Source organism: Allobacillus halotolerans, assembly GCF_018967645.1.
GTDB classification, from domain to species: domain Bacteria; phylum Bacillota; class Bacilli; order Bacillales; family Alkalibacillaceae; genus Allobacillus; species Allobacillus halotolerans.
The window spans coordinates 38,318-58,628 of record NZ_JAHLZF010000010.1 but is presented as its reverse complement, the minus strand read 5'-3'; the positions used below and the strand labels follow the sequence as shown (position 1 = coordinate 58,628).

20 protein-coding genes are annotated in these 20,311 nt (G+C 37.4%); all 20 read right to left on the bottom strand.

What is annotated here, in order from left to right:
• Positions 1 to 21: 21 nt before the first annotated feature.
• The gene (locus KQ486_RS08140) at positions 22 to 1,125 is read right to left on the bottom strand and encodes an NAD(P)/FAD-dependent oxidoreductase (protein ID WP_216687331.1); all 1,104 of its coding nucleotides are present in this window, start codon (positions 1,123 to 1,125) and stop codon (positions 22 to 24) included.
• The gene (locus tag KQ486_RS08135) at positions 1,122 to 2,174 is read right to left on the bottom strand and encodes an ABC transporter ATP-binding protein (protein ID WP_216687330.1); all 1,053 of its coding nucleotides are present in this window, start codon (positions 2,172 to 2,174) and stop codon (positions 1,122 to 1,124) included. Before KQ486_RS08135 ends, KQ486_RS08140 begins: the two co-directional genes overlap by 4 nt.
• Complete coding sequence (locus KQ486_RS08130; protein WP_246569245.1) at positions 2,171 to 3,148, bottom strand: ABC transporter ATP-binding protein; 978 nt, start codon at positions 3,146 to 3,148, stop codon at positions 2,171 to 2,173. Before KQ486_RS08130 ends, KQ486_RS08135 begins: the two co-directional genes overlap by 4 nt.
• Positions 3,149 to 3,163: 15 nt before the next feature.
• Entirely contained in the window at positions 3,164 to 4,069 is a 906-nt protein-coding gene (locus KQ486_RS08125; protein ID WP_216687328.1) for an ABC transporter permease, read from the bottom strand.
• Positions 4,070 to 4,080: 11 nt separating this feature from the next.
• A complete protein-coding gene (locus KQ486_RS08120) occupies positions 4,081 to 4,998 on the bottom strand; it encodes an ABC transporter permease (RefSeq protein WP_216687327.1) in 918 nt (305 codons plus the stop codon).
• Positions 4,999 to 5,207: 209 nt separating this feature from the next.
• Positions 5,208 to 6,779 carry an ABC transporter substrate-binding protein gene (locus KQ486_RS08115; RefSeq protein WP_216687326.1) on the bottom strand — a complete coding sequence of 524 codons (1,572 nt, stop codon included), beginning with the start codon at positions 6,777 to 6,779 and terminating at the stop codon, positions 5,208 to 5,210.
• Positions 6,780 to 7,028: 249 nt separating this feature from the next.
• Complete coding sequence (locus tag KQ486_RS08110; protein WP_216687325.1) at positions 7,029 to 8,381, bottom strand: M20/M25/M40 family metallo-hydrolase; 1,353 nt, start codon at positions 8,379 to 8,381, stop codon at positions 7,029 to 7,031.
• The gene (locus KQ486_RS08105) at positions 8,374 to 9,471 is read right to left on the bottom strand and encodes an NAD(P)/FAD-dependent oxidoreductase (RefSeq protein ID WP_216687323.1); all 1,098 of its coding nucleotides are present in this window, start codon (positions 9,469 to 9,471) and stop codon (positions 8,374 to 8,376) included. The genes KQ486_RS08110 and KQ486_RS08105 overlap by 8 nt, the downstream gene beginning before the upstream one ends.
• Entirely contained in the window at positions 9,471 to 9,764 is a 294-nt protein-coding gene (locus KQ486_RS08100) for a (2Fe-2S)-binding protein (RefSeq protein ID WP_274236147.1), read from the bottom strand. Before KQ486_RS08100 ends, KQ486_RS08105 begins: the two co-directional genes overlap by 1 nt.
• The gene (locus KQ486_RS08095; RefSeq protein ID WP_216687322.1) at positions 9,757 to 10,563 is read right to left on the bottom strand and encodes an FAD-dependent oxidoreductase; all 807 of its coding nucleotides are present in this window, start codon (positions 10,561 to 10,563) and stop codon (positions 9,757 to 9,759) included. The genes KQ486_RS08100 and KQ486_RS08095 overlap by 8 nt, the downstream gene beginning before the upstream one ends.
• Complete coding sequence (locus tag KQ486_RS08090; protein WP_216687321.1) at positions 10,553 to 10,804, bottom strand: 2Fe-2S iron-sulfur cluster-binding protein; 252 nt, start codon at positions 10,802 to 10,804, stop codon at positions 10,553 to 10,555. The genes KQ486_RS08095 and KQ486_RS08090 overlap by 11 nt, the downstream gene beginning before the upstream one ends.
• A 99-nt stretch (positions 10,805 to 10,903) precedes the next feature.
• Positions 10,904 to 11,623, bottom strand: a complete 720-nt coding sequence (locus KQ486_RS14615) for a GntR family transcriptional regulator (protein WP_216687320.1) — start codon at positions 11,621 to 11,623, stop codon at positions 10,904 to 10,906.
• Positions 11,624 to 12,525: 902 nt separating this feature from the next.
• Positions 12,526 to 13,332, bottom strand: coding sequence for an enoyl-CoA hydratase/isomerase family protein (locus KQ486_RS08080; protein ID WP_216687319.1), 807 nt, complete (start codon positions 13,330 to 13,332; stop codon positions 12,526 to 12,528).
• 14 nt (positions 13,333 to 13,346) lie between these two features.
• Positions 13,347 to 14,432: an acyl-CoA dehydrogenase family protein gene (locus KQ486_RS08075; protein WP_216687318.1), complete on the bottom strand. Its 1,086-nt coding sequence runs from the start codon at positions 14,430 to 14,432 to the stop codon at positions 13,347 to 13,349.
• Positions 14,432 to 15,586 carry an acyl-CoA dehydrogenase family protein gene (locus KQ486_RS08070; protein ID WP_216687317.1) on the bottom strand — a complete coding sequence of 385 codons (1,155 nt, stop codon included), beginning with the start codon at positions 15,584 to 15,586 and terminating at the stop codon, positions 14,432 to 14,434. The genes KQ486_RS08075 and KQ486_RS08070 overlap by 1 nt, the downstream gene beginning before the upstream one ends.
• Positions 15,570 to 16,550: an NAD(P)H-dependent flavin oxidoreductase gene (locus KQ486_RS08065; protein ID WP_216687316.1), complete on the bottom strand. Its 981-nt coding sequence runs from the start codon at positions 16,548 to 16,550 to the stop codon at positions 15,570 to 15,572. The genes KQ486_RS08070 and KQ486_RS08065 overlap by 17 nt, the downstream gene beginning before the upstream one ends.
• Before the next feature lie 12 nt (positions 16,551 to 16,562).
• Positions 16,563 to 18,680 carry an acetate--CoA ligase family protein gene (locus tag KQ486_RS08060; protein WP_216687315.1) on the bottom strand — a complete coding sequence of 706 codons (2,118 nt, stop codon included), beginning with the start codon at positions 18,678 to 18,680 and terminating at the stop codon, positions 16,563 to 16,565.
• Positions 18,681 to 18,684: 4 nt separating this feature from the next.
• Positions 18,685 to 19,077, bottom strand: coding sequence for a MaoC/PaaZ C-terminal domain-containing protein (locus KQ486_RS08055; protein ID WP_216687314.1), 393 nt, complete (start codon positions 19,075 to 19,077; stop codon positions 18,685 to 18,687).
• On the bottom strand, positions 19,078 to 19,509 hold the full coding sequence (locus KQ486_RS08050; RefSeq protein WP_246569244.1) for an FAS1-like dehydratase domain-containing protein: 432 nt from the start codon (positions 19,507 to 19,509) through the stop codon (positions 19,078 to 19,080).
• A gap of 23 nt (positions 19,510 to 19,532) precedes the next feature.
• A complete protein-coding gene (locus KQ486_RS08045; RefSeq protein WP_216687313.1) occupies positions 19,533 to 20,306 on the bottom strand; it encodes an SDR family NAD(P)-dependent oxidoreductase in 774 nt (257 codons plus the stop codon).
• Positions 20,307 to 20,311: the final 5 nt, after the last annotated feature.

Below are 20,311 nucleotides of genomic sequence, written 5' to 3'. Positions count from 1 at the left end.
ACGATTTATTATTAAATTTACTTATCGCAACGGATTATAGGGTGCTAAATCTACCTCTAATTTTTCATTTAAAGCTATTTTAGCTGCAAGAGATCCAACGTATGGTCCCATCGTGAGTCCTGAAGCTCCTAAACCGGTAGCTATAATCACATTCTCTATATCTGGTATTGGACCAAGCAGTGGCTTGATATCTGAACTCATTGGACGAAATCCAACACGAACTTCTTTAAATGTTGCACTTTTTAGCCCCGGAGCCACGCTTAAACCTTCATCCAATACTTCGAGGACCCCGCCTCCAGTAACCCGGTAATCAAATCCACTTTCATCTTCACGCGTCGCACCGAAGGCGATTCTGTTGTCATTGAAAGCAACCATATAATGACTACTTGTTTGCGGTAAAACAACAGGCCAGTTTGATGTGTCTTCATCAACTGTCAAATGAACAATCTGCCCACGCTGTGGTTTCTGATTAATCGAAACTCCAATTTGTTTTAGCAGATCATTAGTCCAAGAACCTGCGGCTACAATTACTTTATCAGCTTCAATCTTTTCATCACTTGTTAAAACGGTAGCAGAATTTCCGGATCGCTTTAAGCTAACTTTTTCCTCTACCAATTTTCCACCATTTTTTTGAAAACCATTTACCAATGCTTTAGCAAGCAATCTACCATCTAAACGTGCAGAACCAGAAATATAGAGTGCGTGTAAATTTTCATCTAAAGGAGGAAAGTATTTTTGAGCTGCCGGTGCCTCCAATACTTTGATCTCTCCAACTTCTTTAAATTCTCTTTTTTTCTCTTCCACTCGACTTTTAACTTCATATATATCTTCTAATTTTTCACTCGTTGCTAATGCCCCAGTGAACTTATATCCCGTTTCTGTTTCTCCAAGTTCTTCTAATGATTGAATTAATTCTGGATAATACAAGGCTCCCCGACTAGAGATAGCAAACCATTCAGGATCATCTACCCGAGAAATCCATGGACATATTATTCCAGCACCTGCTGAAGTGGCCTTTCCATCAAATGCTTCATCAATTAAAGTAACCTCATTACCTTTTTTCTGTGATAAATAATACGCAGCACAGGCACCAACAACTCCTGAGCCGATAACTATATACTTCATACATTCTCCTCCAATGCTTCTTGTTCTAGTGGGTAATGACATTTAACAAAGTGACCACTGCGTAATTGTCGCAGATCAGGACGAACTTCTCGACAATGCGCTCGAGCAAGTGGACAACGATCGGCAAACTTACAACCAACGACATCTGATTCACCCTGGTTTAGTTCGTCGGCAATCGCTTGTTCTTCACCAATTGTTCGCTTTTTAGGGTCCGTTGAAGGAACTGCTGAAATCAGTTTACGTGTATAAGGATGCAGTGTTGCTTTGAATAATGCATCTTTGTCAGCCATTTCAACAATTTCACCCATATACATGACAGCAATCCGATCACTTACATATTTCACTGCTGGAATTCCGTGTGCAATAAATATATACGTAAGTCCCAAGTCTCTCTGCAAGCGATTCAACAGATTTAATATTTGAGCTTGAATTGAAACGTCCAATGCAGAAACTGGCTCGTCACAAATAATTAATTCAGGCTTGACAGCTATAGCTCGTGCAATGCCAATCCTTTGTCGCTGACCCCCGCTGAATTGGTGAGGAAAGCGATTGGCCAAATCGGGGTCTAGCCCCACTGTATCCATCAATTCATATACTCGTTGCTCTAAGTCTTTCCCTTGATACATTTTGTTGGTACGAAGAGGTTCTGCAATAATATCGAACACATGCATACGAGGATTAAGAGATGAAAAAGGATCCTGGAAGATCATTTGAATATTTTTCTTAAATGGCTTAAACTCCCTCGATTTCATTGTTGCAATGTTTTCTCCTTTAAACCAAACTTCCCCTGCTGTCGGTTCAACAAGCCGTATAATCGAGTTACCTGTTGTAGATTTCCCACAGCCCGATTCACCTACGATTCCAAGAGTCTCTCCTTGATTCACATAGAAAGAAACTTCATCGACAGCCTTTAAATATTTTGTTTCTTTGTTAAACCACTTACCTGATGAAATCGGAAAGTAAGTCTTGAGGTTTTTAACTTCTAGAATAGGTTCGTCCGTTACCTTTCCGAATGCTTCCTTCGCAGTTTCCTCCACTATTTTACTCATGATGTTTTCGCCTCCTTATCATATAGCCAACAGTTGACCATCTCTTGTTTACCAAAGTAAGTGTTTTTCGGAACAGTCGTTTTACAAATATCAGATGCCATTGGGCAACGTGGATGAAATGGGCAGCCATTAGGTTTATTTGCAGGAGCGGGAACATTTCCTCGGATGGCTTCTAGTTTTTGTCCTTGGTCGATTGCTGGTGTGCTATTAATTAGGCCTTGAGAATAAGGGTGCTTCGGTGCTTCAAAAAAGCTAACTACATCGTTTTCTTCTACGACTTGACCTGAGTACATAACAATTACTCGATCGACCATCTCAGCGACAACTCCTAGGTCATGTGTAATGAAGATAATGGAAGTCCCTGTCTCATGAGCAATCTTTTTCATTAATCCAAGAATTTGTTCTTGGATTGTGACATCAAGTGCTGTAGTAGGCTCATCTGCAATCAACAAATCAGGATTACAAGCGAGCGCAATTGCAATCATTATACGTTGACGCATTCCACCTGAAAGCTGGTGTGGATATTGACTATATTTTTCTTCTGCTTGGGGAATCCCGACCATTTTCATCATTTTAATCGCATGCTCTTTCGCCTGGTTTTTGGAATAGTTCTCTCTGTGTAGCAAAATAGTCTCTGCAATTTGTTTCCCAACGCGAATTAATGGATTTAAAGATGTTAGTGGTTCTTGAAAAATCATGGAAATTTCATCACCGCGAACTTTTCGCATTTGCTTCTTTGTAAATGTTGTTAACTCCTGGCCCTTAAATTGAATACTTCCCTTTTCAATTTTTCCTTTGTTTCCCAGTAGCTGCAATATTGATAATGATGTAACACTTTTCCCGCAGCCCGACTCACCGACAATCCCAAGTACTTCTCCCTTCTTTATTGAAAAGGAAACTCCATTAAGTGCTGGGACAAGCCCTCGATCTGTATGAAAATGTGTATGCAAGTTCTTCACTTCAAGTAAGTTCATATGAATCATCCTTTTCTATAATCTAGGATCAAGAACATCTCTTAACCAATCTCCAAGAAAGATAATGCCTAAGACCGTAACTGTTATTGCAATGCCAGGGAAAGTTCCCATCCACCAGTGTGTAGCTAAATAATCACGACCATCATTCAACATGCCTCCCCATGAAATATCGGGTGGTTGAATTCCTAATCCCAAGAAACTGAGTGATGCCTCTAAAATTATTGTTGTTGCGACACTCAATGTTGAAATTACAATAAACGTAGACATCACGTTTGGAATTAAATTTCTCCAAATAATGATCCAATGACTTGTGCCAATTGTTTGAGAGGCTTTCACAAACTCTCGTTCTTTCAAACTGAGTACTTCTCCGCGAATAATCCGAGCATAATTAACCCATGTCGTTAATCCAATAACGATAATCAACATCCAGAGACTTGGAGAAAATACTGTTAAGATGACCATAATGAATAAAATACTCGGAATGGATAGAAACGCATCGACAATTCGCATCATTACCTGGTCAACCCATCTGCCGAAGTAACCGGAAATGACTCCAAAGAACAAGCCGATTGCCCCAGCTACAACAACTGATAGAACCCCTACAATCAAAGAAACGCGAGTTCCGAAGATTAGTCGACTTAATACATCACGACCTAGATTGTCAGTGCCAAGTATAAACTGACTCGTTCCACCTTCTTGCCAAGCAGGCGGAGTCAAAATATAAGACAAATGCGGTTCTACCGGGTCATAAGGTGCAAGCAAATCAGCAAATATTGCTACGAACGTAGCAATCAGAAGAATGATCAATCCGAGCATTCCTGTTTTACTTTTCAATAATAACTTTACAAAAATCGATAAATTACTAATCGAGCTTGAAGACTTCTTTTCTTTTTGTTCAAGATTAGCTGCTGCCTCACTCATACGGACACCTCCTAGCTGTATTTAATTCGCGGATCGATAAGAACATAGATCAAGTCTGTAATTAAGTTCACTACAATCACTAAAATTGCAATGATGAATACAGCTGCTTGCACAACAGCCATATCACGCGCATTGACAGCTTGTACTAGCAATAGACCCAGACCTGGCCATTGGAAAACTGATTCGGTAATAATAGAACCACTCACTACAATAGAAAGTTGTAATGTAGTGATTGTAATGACAGGTATTAGTGTATTTCGAAATGCATGTGAAACGACAACTTTGAAATAAGGAACACCCTTACTGGATGCTGTTCTTATGTAATCCTGACCAAGAGTATCCAGCATGGATGAACGAACTAATCGTGTCATTTCCGCTGCAATAGATGTACCAAGAGTAATTGCTGGTAATACTAAATGAACGAGTGTTCCACGACCGGAGACTGGGAAGATTTGTACATTGACTGCCAAGATTAATATCAACATAATTCCTAACCAAAAGTTTGGCATTGCTTTTCCTAATACAGAGCCACCTGTGATAAAAAGATCAGTGACCGTATTTCTTTTATTTGCAGACCATATACCTAGTGGTATTGAAATTAAAATTGCGACTAACATCGCTACCCCTGCTAATTCAAATGATGCTGGTAATCGTTCTATAACAAGTGGCAGAGCCTGAGTATTATAACGAATCGACTCACCAAAATTTCCTGTTGAAATATCTTTAAGGAAGTTTCCGTATTGAACGATGAATGGATCGTTTAATCCAAGTGCTTCTCTCATGTTTTCACGATCTTCTTGACTCGCTTCATCTGGTAACATCATCGCTACAGGATCACCTGCATGGTACATCAAAACAAAAACGACAAATGTAATAATGAACAATACAGGAATAATTTCAAGAAGCCTTTTGGTTATATATTTCTTCATATCTCTCCCACCTAGTCAATAAAGTTAGTCAAGCTTTTATACGTGGAATCCAAATCAATATCTTCTTATCTATATTTGAGTAGTAGAATAAACCTTTGACAAGATTTATTATTAACCTCGAGATTATTAGAGAACAATTTTTCATTCGGTTAAGAAAATAGCCCGTTGGCAGATTAGCTAATACTAATCTGCCGGGCATCAATCGTTTTCTATTTAACTGAGACATCATCAAAAATAATATTTTCATCTAATCGAGGTTGAAAATCAATTGCATCTGAAACACCATAATTTACTTTGCTCTGGTACAGAAATGTATGTGGCCGTTCTTCTGCAACGGTTTGTTGGATTTGTTTGAATTGTTCTACGCGTTCTTCTTTATCCAGGTTACGTGAAGCTTCTTTAAATAACTGATCAATTTCCTCATTGTTATAATCTGTTTGACCAGCTGCTCTATCGATTGAATAGTGAACAAGAGAATAAGAAGCATCCAGTAAACCGTCTGCTAAACCGATCATGATTAATTCTTCATTATCTTTATTCGAATATTTTTCGATAAACGTTCCTGATTCAAGCAGTTCAAGGTTTACGTCAATACCTACTTCACCAAGCATGACCGCAATTAGTTCAGCCACTTGTCCGTCCATAGGATAACGTCCTTTTGGAGAAGTCAATGTTAGTTCAAAGCCATCTCCATATCCTGCTTCCTCTAGTAATTCTTTTGCACGTTCAGGATCATGCACATAAGCATCGTATAAATCAGGATCGGAACCATGAACTCCTTCAGGTACTCGTGACCGCACTGGAACACCTGAACCTTGTAAGACAGAATCAACTATAGCTTGTTGATCAATAGCTAAATCAATTGCCTCTCGAACTTTTGGATCTGCAGTGATAGTACCTTCTGTCATTCTGTTCATTAGCAACATAACTCGTGTGGACTCCCCAGAAACCAACGAGGTTCCTTCATTATTTTCAACACGGTCCCATTCGTTTGGTGCCACATCTGTGATTAGATCAACACCACCCGTCAACAACTCACCAACACGTGTGGAGCCTTCATTTATAGCACGAATCGTTACAGTATCCCATGTAGGCTCATCACCAAAGTAGTCTTCGTTTCTCTCCATGACGACTTTATCATCAATTTTCCATTCCACGAATTTGTAAGGGCCTGAACCGATCGGTTGTTCCATAAAACCTTCCATTCCAACTTCTTCAACATAATCTTTGGGCAAGATACCAGAACCACTTTTTGCCAATACATGTTGTATTGTAGGCATCGGACCGTCTGTAACAACCTCTAATTCATAATCATCGATAACATTAACTTCTTTTAATTGTGTAAAATATGGGTATTCTTTCAACGAATCATCAGTCATCACTCGTTCTAGTGAAAACTTCACATCTTCCGCCGTTAAATCTTCACCATTATGGAACTTTACACCTTCAATTAATTTGAACCTCCAAGTTTCTTCATCAATATTTTCAGAAGATTCAACTAGGTCAGGAACGATTTCCATATCCGGATTTCGTTTAAATAAACGGTTATTTAAATTTCTGAAGAAACGATCTCCAGTGGTACTCAATGAATCTTGTGGATCCATGGTAACTAAGTCGGACGCCTGCGCAATCACTAGATTCTTATCATCTTTTTCAACTTCACCACTTTCTTCCTCACCTTGTGACTCTGCTTCTACTTCTTCTTCACCATTCCCACTACATGCCGCTAGAAATAAGACAATTGCAAGAAGCGCACCTGACAAAAAATATTTAAGTTTCATTTAGCCTGACCTCCTATAAGGTTTTATATATTTTTAGCTTTATTAAAGTAGGTAGTTGTTTTATACGAAGGGCGGATTGATTGGAACTACTTGTTTTCAAAGAAAAATTAAAGTGTACCGTTTTAAAGTCTATATGTCATTTTTAGGAAGACATATAATTTTAAAAACTCCTTTTACACAGCTTCTATCCTCGAATTGTACAACTTATCTACTTTAATAGAACTTAAAATCTTAATTAAAAACTTTAAACTAAACTTCAACAGTGAAATTTTTAATAATAGTAGAAACAACTTGAGTTCCTTGAATAAAATCTTGTTTCGTAATATTTTCATTAGGTGCATGGAACTTTGAACTCGTGTTCGCAACACCAATTTGTACTGCTGGCATTGGGCAATTGGAAAGCAGTTTATGCATTGGACTGGACCCAGCTAAGTTACTATATATAATAGGTTCCTCATCATATGTAGCATCTACCGCTTCCAATACTTGCTTAACGAAGGGATGATCTGGATCCGTATTATATGGCTGTAAATGATTTAATTCTCGTATTTCAATGTCCTTAAATCCGTTTTCATCTAAATGTTTTCTTAATAGCTTTACAATTTTTTCTGGTGTTTGACCAGGTACCAGCCTAAAATCCAATTTTGCTTCTGCTTGAGATGGGAGTACGGTTTTCGCACCTTCATCTATATAACCGGATTTAATGCCACAAATCGTGCACGTTGGCTCTGCAATTAATCGTTTATTCAGCTCGTAGCCCGTGACGTTATCAAGAAACCTATCAATCTCATAGCTGGCTTTAACATATTCCTCATCGTATTCTAACGTCTTGATAAATTCTTTTGATCGCTCTGATAATGGCTCAATATCATCATAGAATCCCTCGATCAACACCTTGTCATTACGGTCTTTCAATGATGACAATGCCCACGTTAGCTCCCATGCGGGATTCTCTATAATTGCTGCTTCTGAAGAATGCAAGTCATGTTTTGCTCCTTTGGCCACAAGCTCGACATAAGCGATTCCTTTAACACCTAAACCAACATGCAATCTTTTGTTGTTATACTCTCGTAAGCCACCTTCCCATAAAATCGCATCCGCTTTAATCTGATCGGTCAAATCTTTTGCAAGTACTTCCAGGTGCGGACTACCAACTTCTTCTTCACCTTCAATGATAAATTTAATTCCTACTGGTAATTTTCCATGTACAGCTTGATACGCATCTACAGCCGCAAGCCGAGCAATGATATTACCTTTGTTGTCCGCCGTTCCTCTAGCAATAATCAAATCATTTTTGTATGTTGTTTCGAACGGATCGCTTTCCCACTCATCCAGTGGGTCCTCTGGTTGCACATCATAATGATTATAAAAGGCAAGTTGCTGATCTTTTTCACCTGGAAACTTTGCAATCAATACTGGGTATCCATCTGTTTGAATGGTCGATGTCTCAGCCCCAACATCTTTGAAAAGTTTTATTAACAACTGAAACATTTTCTCCATACCACGGTTTTGTGCAGAAACACTCGGTTGATCACAAACCAATTTTAACCATTCGAGATATTTATCCTGATTCTCAACAATATACTGATGAACTTTATCCACTGACCATCCCCCTCTTTTCAAATCGTTTAACTGAGTAGGCATCCATTTGCTCACTCGTTTGCCCAGTTGTCACTAATTCCTTCATTCGCTTGCCCAGAATTGCTGATAATGTCATTCCACTATGAGTAACTGCAACATAAAGATTTTCTTCACCAGGTACTTCACCAAAGATCGGTAAACCATCATCTGGTATCACACGAATGCCTGAGAACGTTCGAACAATTTTTACATCCTTTAGCTTTGGGACTAACTCTACCGCCCGTTTTGCTGAGTTTTGTAAAATGTCCAGAGTTGTTCGTCGATCATAACCTACGTCTTCCTTAGAAAAACCGATGAGAATAATGCCGTTATTTAACTGTCGCATCCCAACAATCACTCGATTAATCAGTCGCTCTGTTGGTTCGGTAACTAGAATTTGGCCTCGCGATGTATAGGTGGGTATCTCAACATCAAGAAATCGACCAATATCCTTCGACCAAAGTCCTGCTGCTATAACCAATTTTTCAGTTTCAAATGTGCCTTTTTGAGTCATTACTCGGTAACCAAAAGATGTTTTTTCTAGTCCGATGACTTTGTTATAAAATGAAAATTCAGCCCCGTTTTCTTCTGATTGTTTGCGATATCGTTGAATTAACTTGAACGGATTAATTGTTCCGTCGATTTCCGAATAGGTTGCTCCAATTAAGTTTGGAGACAAATTTGGTTCGAGCTCCAAAACTTCTCTTTTTGTTAAAATCTCTACCGGTATATTCGCTTTACTCATTTCATCCTGTAAAGTTTTAGCAGCAAAAAGCTTATCATTTGAAAAAATAGGCGTGACTCCGCCGGAACGAATATATTCTATATCTCCTAGTTCATCTTGCAGTTCTAAATATCGATCAGCGCTTTCTTTGCTTAATCTTCCATAATGAGACGGTGTCTTACTGTGTACCCAAACCCAGGCCTGAGTTGCTCCCGAAGTACCGCTCATGGGATAACCTTGATCAATTGTTAATGTTTTTAATCCCGGAACTTTTGATAATTCGAATGTAATACCTAATCCAATAACACCAGCGCCAATAACAATGACGTCGTATACTTCACTTTTCATCAAAGATCACTTCCAATTAACATCTTTAACGGTAAGGGGCGAATTGGTATTCGATGATTGGTTCCAGATAATTCAGATTCTGCTACTCCCATCCATGTTGCTAATAGCTCATTCGCATGGTGATAACAATATTTCGCTTGACAATGTCCCATGCCACATCGGCTCATCCTTTTTAAGTCATCGAAAGACCGAGCGCCAAATGCGAATACCTCTTGAAGATCGTTTACAGTTAACTCTTCACAATGACATATAATTGTTTGATTAGAGACATTATGTGTGACTATATCAAACACCTTCTTTCTGCAAATTACTTATGATTTCCTTTGCAACTCTTTGACCTGATTGGATGGATAGTTCCGGTGTTGTAACAGCAGCAGACTGTCCTGCTCGATAAATTCTTTCAGAAAGAGTCATTGGATGATTTTGTGGTCGGTAATCAAATGCATCAGGCTTTTTATACAAGTGGGCTAACTCATTCACTGGAATATAACCTTTACTCGTAATAACAATGTCAACTGGATACGGCTCACCATCTAACATTAAGTACTCAACCTGTTTGTTCCCTACCGTTTGGACTGATTGCTCGGTTGTAGTACGTATGAGATTAAAACCTTCTGAGGCTAATTTGTCTGCTGCAATTTCAAGAAGGGGATTTTGACCTACAATTCCTATATGGTGAGGAAAGTTAACTTGTTCAATAAGTCGAAGTTGTAAAAATGCATCTAGTGTGATTACACCTGGTAATTGCCACCCATCAAATAGATAAGGGAGTTCTCTTAAACCTGTGCACTGTAGGTAAACCTCAGCTTGGATTTGTTTGAGTGATAGTTGATCTGTAATTCCTAGCGATTCATCAGCGTAAACGCCAATCGCTTCATGATTTAAATAGACATCAACTGAATCACTTATTTCCTTTTCTACAAGCCAATTAAATCTCTCCGGTTCATCAAGTAACCATTTTCTTTTTAGAAAATTACCACCAATTTCACTTCGATCGTCTACAATAGCCACCCGCAGTGATTCGTTTGATAAAGTATGTAACGCTGCTAGTCCTGAAAGACCCGCTCCAACAATACACACATCATATTTCACCAGTACCACCTCGTTTCACAGTAATCGATTTAGTAGCTGGTGTCCGACATGCCAACACTTGCACATCACTCACCTTCACATAACAACCACAACAATCACCGTTCATACAAAATGCCCCTCGTAATTTTTTCGACTGTTTTGAGTGGCTTATTCCATAAATCCCTGAATCGAAAAGTGCTCCTGCAATAGATTGACCCACTTGATAAGGTATATCTTTTTCTTCAAATTTAAAGGTTGCCATTTAGTTCACCACTTTTTTATTCATATTTATAAATATGATTATAAAAATATAATATTATAACTTTAGTTAATTAAAGAACAACCTTGAGTGTGCAATTCTCTAAATTGTTACGTCTATATAAAATTGATATTCCTCTTGCCGAATAATAAATTTCGAGTATTCGACTAATGTCCCGTCTTTAGTCCGTGTTGTACGTTCAATAACGAACAGTTGCTCACCCTCAGGTACATTCAATAACTCTGCTTCTTCAAAATTTGCTGTCAATGTAGAAAAGTATATTTTGGCCTGATCTAATTCAAATCCAAAATTGTTTTGAAGCACACTGTAAAGCAATTCATCCTGAAGCATTTCCTCCGACAAACCTGAAAATAGCTCTGTAGGTAAATAAGTGTGTTCAATTACTACTGGCTTCTTACCATTTAGCTTTACTCGACTAATTTTAAAAATCTCATCCTTCTCATCAATATCTAACTTCTTTCCGATTAATGGATTGGCATTTATACGCTCAAACCCTAACATTCGGTGAGGATGTTTCACTTCATCTTCTGCGTCATGTTTCAATGTGACTAAGCTTTGGAGATCTGTCTCGCGCTTGGAAGTTACAAATGTTCCTTTTCCGCGTTGTCGATATAAAAGCCCCTCATGAACCATGTCTAAAATCGCTCTTTTTACAGTAATCGTTGAAACATCAAATCGCTTTGCTAATTCTTTCTCCGTAGGAATTTGGAAACCTTTTGGCCATTCATTTGAAATGATTTTCTCTTCAATTAGATTTTTCACTTGATGATATAAAGGATGAGGCGCATTTTTGTTAATCACTGCTAGCGTGCCTCCAATAAATATAAAGTTATAACTTATTAATTGAATATCTTATATGAATGTAAATGATAAGTCAAGAGAATTTTTAGAAAATTATTTTTATTATAAATTGTTATAATAGTTACTTTTATTTAAGCATTACTGGATTTAAGGATGAATCAGTAACTAAGTGCAAAAAATATTCTTCGTGATTATTGAGTATGGATTTTCATTTCAAACATGTTCAAAAAAAGCATTATCCTCCACCTAAGGAATGGAGGAAGACAAATGTATTGTCATTCTTTGCTATGAAAACAAAAGCACCGTCTGAAAAAGATTGAATGATACTGAGCTGAGTAAATTCGCGTTCAGTGTGCCATATCAGATGATTTAGTAAATTATGATTCCACTTTAGCTATATATATTGAGTCCGTATCAATGATTCATGAGGTGAACGCTAGGATATATGCAGCCAAATCTAAAATATATAATCCATATCACGTCAATATGAGACCTTACAAAGAAGATATGAGACCGAATCCATCAGATATACGCCCGCCACCCAAATATATACTCCTGAATCTAAAAGAAATACGACAAATTAAGAAATCCTCTCCAATTAAACAAAAAAACACCAAATCCTTAAAAGACTTGGATTCTTTTTTGTATATTACGAACTAACAGTTATACATCACTTTTTATAAATATAGTACATTTCCTACTTCCTATGTGCCCTTACCATAAAAATATAAGCCTTGATATCTGTATTTGTAACCTAATTTAGGTGAAATACGCCCAACATATCATTATATGCACCCTAACCACTTAAATATTTGACCAAAATCTAAATATATGAGCCAACCGACATACAATGCAAAAAGACCACCCGCAAGGTTTGCTTGTGGGTGGGCCTACTTTAGTTTCTAATTAAATTTGGGATTTCTTTTTTCAATTACTGCTTTGACTCCTTCTTTATGATCATCCAGTTCTGTGACAATCCCCATATGTGAAGAGATTTGATCTAGATGAGATCTTAAATCCATTCGTTGTCCTTGGTAAGCAGCTCTTTTGATTAACTGAATTGCTTGCTGAGGTCCTTTAACCAGCTTTTGCACGTATTCTTCTACAAATTCATCTAGCTGATCTTCTTTAACCGAATAAGTGACCAAGCCTATTTCCTTTGCCTCGTCCCCGGTTAATACTTTACCAGTCCATAACATATCTAATGCTTGATCGAAATTTACTATTCTAGGCAAGAAATAAGCTCCTCCATCACCCGGAACAATACCTACTTTAACGTAGCTTTCTGATAGCTTCGTCGTATCAGCCGCAATACGAATATCGCACATTAATGCCATATCTAAACCTGCTCCGATAGCAAATCCGTGCATTTTAGCAATGACCGGTTTATCTATTTCTTGAAGTAGTAGGGGTACTCGTTGAACTTTTTTCCAGATTGAATTTTTTCGGTTAAGTGCTGTACTACTGATATCTTCAGAACTGTTAAAAAATCCTCTTCCCTTACTCATTTCTTTAATGTCACCGCCAGCACAAAAACCTCTACCGTTACCAGACAATACTACCACTCTAATATCATCCGAATCTCTTACCTCTTCCAGGGCTTTAATCCATTCAACAATCATTTCCTCACTAAAAGCGTTCAATGAATCCGGCCTGTTCATTGTAATATAAGCCACATGATCTTTAACTGAAAATAGCAAATCAGACATCTTTCCACCCCTTCTTATGTGTTTACTAATTCTTCCTTCTGATTATTGATTTTTTTCCACAGTGATAATTCATTAGGTTCGTCCATCAACTTCTCTGCAAATAACTGAGTCCAAAACTGCTCGTTACCAAATTCTTCTCTCCAAGACCACAATCGTCTTGTTAACTGATGCAATTTATGTTCATGTGTCACCCCAACTGCACCGTGAATTTGATGTGCTGTTTCAGCAATTCTCCGAATAGCAGTATTCGTTATAATTTTTGAGTTCGCCACTTCGTATGTCATTTGATGTTTTTCTAAAGCATCAACCACGTAATCAAAATTGGTTGTAATATTAACGGTGTCACCTGCTAAAGTTGCTAGGTATTGTTGAATGATTTGTAATCGATTTAACGGTCTTCCAAATTGTTTCCTTTCATTTGTGAGGAATAGACATAGATTAAGTATTTCTTCAGAAGCGCCGCACATTTGAGAAACTTTTGTTACTCCACCTAAATCCATTAGATTTTTGATAAATGACTCACGATTAATTTCAGTGATATTTTCTGGGTTAATTTGAACATTTCTAAATTCAAGATCATCCATTGGTTCACCAGCTAAATTTTGACGCTTTTCAATTTTAGATTGTTGTGGAGAAACCTTAACTACATAATCCTTATGATTATATTTTGTGACAACGATCAATTCTTCTAGAAACCTACCCCAAGTGACATTATTTAATTGTCCATTCATCAAAAATTGTTCTTTATCGCTCTCTAAGTTTAAACCATCAGATTCATTAAAATGAATAGACCTCAATGTAGTATCTACTTGAACTTCGATGCGTGACAACATTAGATTTGCAAGAATTGTCTCAGCTAAAGGTACTGGCAGTGTATACTTTCCTGATAACTTAATTACTTGAAATGCATCTTGTAAGTCCCCGCCTACCCCACCGAGACTTTCTGGTACACCAATTGTCGTGAGTCCATTATCAACCAATAGCTTCCATGTCTTCTCATCAAACTTGCCTTCTTCTAACTCATCAACCAATTCCTTGGTCGTATGTCGTTTAAAAATTTTCTCAGCTGATTGAATAATAATATCTTGCATTTCACTCATTATTTATTCATTCCCTTCGCTATAATTCCTCTTAAGATCTCTGTTGTGCCTCCTCTTAACGTAAACCCTGGGGAATGTAAAATAGATTCTGATATTAATCTAGCAATCTGGTTGGATGAAAACTGCGAGGGTTTTTGATTTACTATTAAACGGATTTCTTCGGCTACATTTTTCTCGAATCGCGTTCCCATATCTTTAACTATTGCTGCAGCGATATTGACGTCTTCTCCATCTTCTAGCAACTGTGCGACACTTAAAGACATTTGCCTTAAGGAAATCAACTCAGATATAATTGGAACTAACTTCTTCATTCCTTCAAAATCATTATTAGTCAACAAATCTTGATATACTTCTTCAATTAATGGATAAGTACTTAATATACGTTCTGGCCCACTTCTTTCAAAAGCCAGTTCTTGCATACTCTGCACCCAACCATTACCTTCTTCCCCTACTAGATGATCTTCTGGAATAAATGCATCCTCAAAAAACACCTCATTAAAATGGTTTTCCCCAGAGAGATATTTAATTGGACGAATACTTACCCCTTCAGCAGATAAGTCAACAATAAGCTGACTTAATCCAGCATGTTTATTATTCTCTTTTTGCTCCTCTGTACGACATAATGTAAGCATATAGTGTGACAAGTGAGCGCCACTTGACCAAATTTTAGATCCGTTCAAGAGCCATCCGCCTTCAACTTTAGTAGCTCTTGTTTTTAAAGAAGCTAGGTCAGAACCAGCATTCGGTTCACTAAGTCCGATAGAAAAAAAGCATTCACCCTTAGAGATTTTAGGTAAAAATCTATTCTTTTGAGATTCAGTTCCGTATTTCAACAGGAGTGGACCAGTTTGACGATCAGCAAACCAATGGGCAGCCACTGGAGCTCCATAAGCTAATAGTTCTTCGATTAAGACATAACGTTCAATTGAAGTTCTCTCTTGCCCTCCGTACTCTTTAGGTAAGGTCATTCCTATCCAACCTTTTTCACCTAGTTTTCGGGAGAATTCGATCGAATAACCACCCATCCAAGAATCGACACTTGGGTGAAAGCTTCCTTTTTTAATTTCTTCTTCTAAAAAACTTCTAACTTCTAAACGAAACTCATTATGTTCTTTACTTAATGTTGCTTTTGGCAATTTAAGACTTGCTAACATAATTGCCCCTCCATTTCTTTCCTAAGTCTTTGGCTTCATCATGGTATGTCACTGTTAATTCGTTAATTATTTCTTCAATCTGTTCGATCTTTTGAATCGGCCCTATTCCTTGTCCTGCACCCCAAATATCTTTCCAGGTGCGTACTCCAATTCTTTTTAATTCATTTTTATCTTTCATTCCATTTTTAATTTCCACTAAATCAATCCCTGCATTTTCTATACTAGGAATTAAATAATTGGCACTTATACCACTAAAATAGTTAGTATAAATAATGTCTTCGATGGAAGAGTCTATGATCATTTGTTTATATTCATCTTCAGCATCACTTTCTTCCGCAACGATGAACTTGGAACCCATATAAACCAAATCAGCACCTAATACTTGGGCGGCCAAGATATCTTTGCCCTCTGATATCCCTCCAGCCAGAACTACAGGTCCATCCCAAAAGCTTCTCACTTCATTTAAGAAAGAGATTGGATTTAACTCTCCTCCATGGCCACCTGCCCCAGCAGACACTAAGATTAATCCATCTGTCCCTTTTTCAATTGCTTTTTTTGCAAATGAAACATTAATTACATCGCTAAACACAAGACCTCCATATGCATGAACAATTTTGACTACCGGAGACGGATCCCCTAATGAAGTGATGACAATAGGCGGCTGTAATTCACTTATTGCTTGCAAATCTTCCTCATATCTTTTATTCGTTCGATGACATATAAAGTTGATTGCCCAAGGTGCAGGATTCTCCTCTGTTCTCTTTTGGAATTCATTCAACTCTGACTTAATGTATCTCATCCAATTTATTAGCTCTGCATTCGTTCTGGCATTTAGCGCAGGAAATGATCCAATAACACCTTGTTCGCAAGATTTAATGACCATATTTGGATTCGAGATTAAAAACATGGGAGCAATAATGATAGGTAATTTCAATTGAGGCTTAATAGATTCTAACGAATACATCACCTGCCCCCCTTATTGATTAACTTTCTCTAAATCTCTTTCTTTATCTACAATTACAGCGTCTACAACGCTGACCCCTTTACCTTGTTCGTGAACAATAACAGGGTTTAAATCTAGTTCAGAAATTTCCGTACTGTGAATTGCACAGAACTCAGAAATTTTAACAATTACTTCAGTCAATGCTTTTAAATCGTATTGAATACCAGTCCTCTCTCCATCCAAGATTGGGAAGCTTTTAATGGAGCGAATCATTTTTGATGCTTGGTTATATGTTAAAGGAGCTGGTAAGATTGCAGTGTCTTTTAGAACCTCTACAAAGATTCCACCGAGACCAAACATAATACAAGGTCCAAACACTTCGTCGTTTACGCAACCGACAAAAACCTCTACTCCTTCGTCGGCCATCTCTTCGACAAGCACTTCTTTATTCTGATGCTCTGGAAAGTGCTTTTCCCAGTTGCTGATAATTTTTTCGTATGCCTCTTGTGCTTCTGCATGATTATTAATATTAATCTCAACTAGCCCATAATCACTTTTATGTTGAATTTCTGAGTGGAGGGCTTTCATCACAATCGGATAATTTACGAATTGGTCTGTTAGTTCTTCAAAGTGATTAATCGAAAAGTTATTCGGAATAGGAATTTGATAACTTCTTAACAATTCTTTACTTTGATGTTCATCTAACTCCTTAAGATCTTTCTTTTCAGTAAGGTTATCATGATCAACTAAGTAGCTTACTTCATCTAGTTGTTGCTCTTGTTTCTCATAGAATTTCATCACATTAGCAACTGCATTAATTGCTCGCGTTGGATTAGGTATCCAACAGATATTTTTTTGTGCTAATATTTTTTCTTTAGTCTCTGGTTTAATACCTGACCAGCAAAGCACTAATGTCTTATCCGTTTCTTCTGCTACTTTCGATAGCTCAGGTATTATTGGTAAAAACCTTTCATCGGTCATTTGTAAATACAAAATGACTGACTCAACATTCGGATCTTCTAATGTAATCTTAGTAGAATCAACAATTTGTTGTGGATTTTGACTAACTTGAGCAGTGAAATCGATTGGGTTTTTTAGTGTTGAATGTGGCGGTAGAACCTCATGAAGTTTCTCCTTGGTTGATTCATTTATTTCTGCTAGCTGTACATCTTTAATTTCACTTTGGTCAGCAATAATTATTCCTGCACCACCTGATTGAGTGACAACAGCCAATCCACCTCGTTGAGGACTCTTCTTAGTTTTGTTGAAAACGGACATCGTATCGATCAGTTCGTCTTCATCAGAAACTTGAACGACATTTTTTTGTTCAAAGTAATTCCGATATATATTGGAATCCCCTGCCAAGCTTGCTGTGTGAGAACTTGCCGCTTCTGCACCTTTGGAGGAATTACCTACTTTCATAAGGACTAAAGGTTTATTATTCTGGTGACATAAGTCGATTGCTGATGACATTTTTTCAAAATTTCTTGCTCCTTCTAAATAACCACCAATCACTCTAATGTCATCTTGCTGTGCCATAAATTTTACATAGTCAAAATAATCAACACTTGTTTCATTACCAGAGGAAACAAAGTATTGAAAGCCTAAACCGAGCTCTTTTGCCGATGTATAACTTAATGAACCTAATGCACCACTTTGCGTTATAAAGGCAACCGGATCATAATCTCCTATTTCTAAAGTAGAAAATGAAACAATTGTTTTGTCTTTAACATTGGCAAAACCTAATGAATTGGGACCGCAAATCGGTATAGAATTTTCATTTGAGAATTCAGCAATCCTATCTTCTAATTCTTGACCTTTTTCACCAGTTTCAGAGTACCCAGAGCTAAATAAAGCCACACTTTTAATATTTTTCTTTTTCAACTGATGTAATACTTCTTCTACATACTTAGAGCCAACTGCAACAAGTGCGACATCTATATTATCTGGAATGCTATCAATATTTGGATAACATGGATAACCATCTATCTCTTCATATTTAGGGTTCACTAAGAATACTTCACCCTCAAAACCAATATCTCTTAAATTTGAAATTGGTTTATAACTAATCTTGGAACGGTCTCCTGATGCACCAACTATTACAATAGATTTTGGCCGTAACATATTTTTGAGATTATCTGTTTTAGTCATTCCCTCACCTCATTTCAATAATTGCTTCTGCTTCTGTGACAACTTCGCCATGTTGGTTTTTGGCTTGAAGTTGCAAATAACCTTCTTCTCCATTCACGCTTTCTTCTGCGACAACGGTGGAAACGGTATCATTTGGATATACGATTGATTTAAATTTTGAACTATAACTCTTTATCCGATTTGGTTCCTTAGCTATTTTATCTACATGGGAAGCTAGAAACCCTGCCGAAATCATTCCGTGTGCAATTACTCTTCCAATCGACGAGTTTTTTGCAAATTCCTCATCAATATGAATCGGGTTTTTATCACCGGAAGCATGAGCATAATTAATAAGCTGCTCTTTTGTAATTGGTGGATGCGTTATTTCTCTCAATTCTTGATCTACAAAAACACTCATTTACTTTGCCTCCCTTATGATAAAAGTGGATTCTTCTGTAAATACCTCTTCATCTGTTATGTCATAACCGATTCGTTCCCTCACATAGAATGTTAATTTACTGCTTTTACCTTCTTTTTCATAGATATCTTTTAATTTTTCTATATACTTAATCTGATCCCCAGCCACAATTCGACGCTTATACCGGTACTTTTGTTGACCGTGTAAAAGTTTAGATTTATCCAAGTTCTCAAACCACTCAGGTACTTTATCTCGAAACGTCGTGGGAAACGTCATTGGAGCGACAATTGATGAGTACCCATTCCTTGCAGCAAAATTTTCATCTAAAAAAAGTGGATTATCTTCATTAATTGCTTTCGCAAAATCCTTTATCGCTTCTTTTTCAACATTAAAATATCTGGATTCTGTTTTTTGTCCAATTAAGCTATTCATTTACAAACCTCCGTCCGATTTTTTTAAGATCCAATATGGTAACCACCTGAAATGTTCATGACATGACCGGTCATATAATCTGATCCCTCAGACGCTAAGAAAGTAACACCTGGAACCACATCTTCCTTGCGAGCAAATCTGTTCAAAACAATTTTTTCTTTATATTTATCAACAAATTTTTCTCCACGGATTACTTCAGTCATACGTGTCTCAACAATTCCAAAAGCCACAGCATTTGACTGAACGCGGTATCTACCTAGCTCACGAGCCGCTGACATCGTAATTCCAACTACACCAGCCTTTGCTGCTGAATAATTAATTTGACCGATTGTACCAGTTAACCCCGCTACAGAAGTGATGTTAATAATTTTTCCGTTTGAAAAAGCATCTGGATTCTCTTTTCCTTTGTCTTTAAATGTAGGTGTAACTGCGCGAATACAATTGAATACTCCTTTTAAATCAATATCTATGACTCTGTCCCATTGCTCATCAGACATTTTATGAATCATTGCAGGTTCAGTTATTGCGGCGTTATTGACCAAGATATCTACATCGCCGAATCGATCTAGAGCTTTATCAACTAACCCTTGGGCATCTTCAGGTTTCGCTACATTTCCAACAAAGTAATCGACTTTACCTCCATCTTTCTTTATAGCTTTAGCCGTTGTTTGAGCTTCATTTTCATCAATGTCATTTATAATGACACTTGCTCCTTTGCTAGCCATATCTTCAGCAACTGCACGACCAATCCCTTGCCCAGATCCCGTGATAATAGCTACTTTTCCATCTAAATTCATATACA

What these genes read in the sequence shown, in the direction of transcription:
- KQ486_RS08140 (WP_216687331.1), bottom strand. Translation starts at nt 1,125, where the DNA reads ATGAAGTATATAGTTATCGGCTCAGGAGTTGTTGGTGCCTGTGCTGCG.
- KQ486_RS08135 (WP_216687330.1), bottom strand. Translation starts at nt 2,174, where the DNA reads ATGAGTAAAATAGTGGAGGAAACTGCGAAGGAAGCATTCGGAAAGGTA.
- KQ486_RS08130 (WP_246569245.1), bottom strand. Translation starts at nt 3,148, where the DNA reads ATGAACTTACTTGAAGTGAAGAACTTGCATACACATTTTCATACAGAT.
- KQ486_RS08125 (WP_216687328.1), bottom strand. Translation starts at nt 4,069, where the DNA reads ATGAGTGAGGCAGCAGCTAATCTTGAACAAAAAGAAAAGAAGTCTTCA.
- KQ486_RS08120 (WP_216687327.1), bottom strand. Translation starts at nt 4,998, where the DNA reads ATGAAGAAATATATAACCAAAAGGCTTCTTGAAATTATTCCTGTATTG.
- KQ486_RS08115 (WP_216687326.1), bottom strand. Translation starts at nt 6,779, where the DNA reads ATGAAACTTAAATATTTTTTGTCAGGTGCGCTTCTTGCAATTGTCTTA.
- KQ486_RS08105 (WP_216687323.1), bottom strand. Translation starts at nt 9,471, where the DNA reads ATGAAAAGTGAAGTATACGACGTCATTGTTATTGGCGCTGGTGTTATT.
- KQ486_RS08090 (WP_216687321.1), bottom strand. Translation starts at nt 10,804, where the DNA reads ATGGCAACCTTTAAATTTGAAGAAAAAGATATACCTTATCAAGTGGGT.
- KQ486_RS08080 (WP_216687319.1), bottom strand. Translation starts at nt 13,332, where the DNA reads ATGTCTGATTTGCTATTTTCAGTTAAAGATCATGTGGCTTATATTACA.
- KQ486_RS08075 (WP_216687318.1), bottom strand. Translation starts at nt 14,432, where the DNA reads ATGAGTGAAATGCAAGATATTATTATTCAATCAGCTGAGAAAATTTTT.
- KQ486_RS08070 (WP_216687317.1), bottom strand. Translation starts at nt 15,586, where the DNA reads ATGTTAGCAAGTCTTAAATTGCCAAAAGCAACATTAAGTAAAGAACAT.
- KQ486_RS08065 (WP_216687316.1), bottom strand. Translation starts at nt 16,550, where the DNA reads ATGTATTCGTTAGAATCTATTAAGCCTCAATTGAAATTACCTATCATT.
- KQ486_RS08060 (WP_216687315.1), bottom strand. Translation starts at nt 18,680, where the DNA reads ATGACTAAAACAGATAATCTCAAAAATATGTTACGGCCAAAATCTATT.
- KQ486_RS08055 (WP_216687314.1), bottom strand. Translation starts at nt 19,077, where the DNA reads ATGAGTGTTTTTGTAGATCAAGAATTGAGAGAAATAACGCATCCACCA.
- KQ486_RS08050 (WP_246569244.1), bottom strand. Translation starts at nt 19,509, where the DNA reads ATGAATAGCTTAATTGGACAAAAAACAGAATCCAGATATTTTAATGTT.
- KQ486_RS08045 (WP_216687313.1), bottom strand. Translation starts at nt 20,306, where the DNA reads ATGAATTTAGATGGAAAAGTAGCTATTATCACGGGATCTGGGCAAGGG.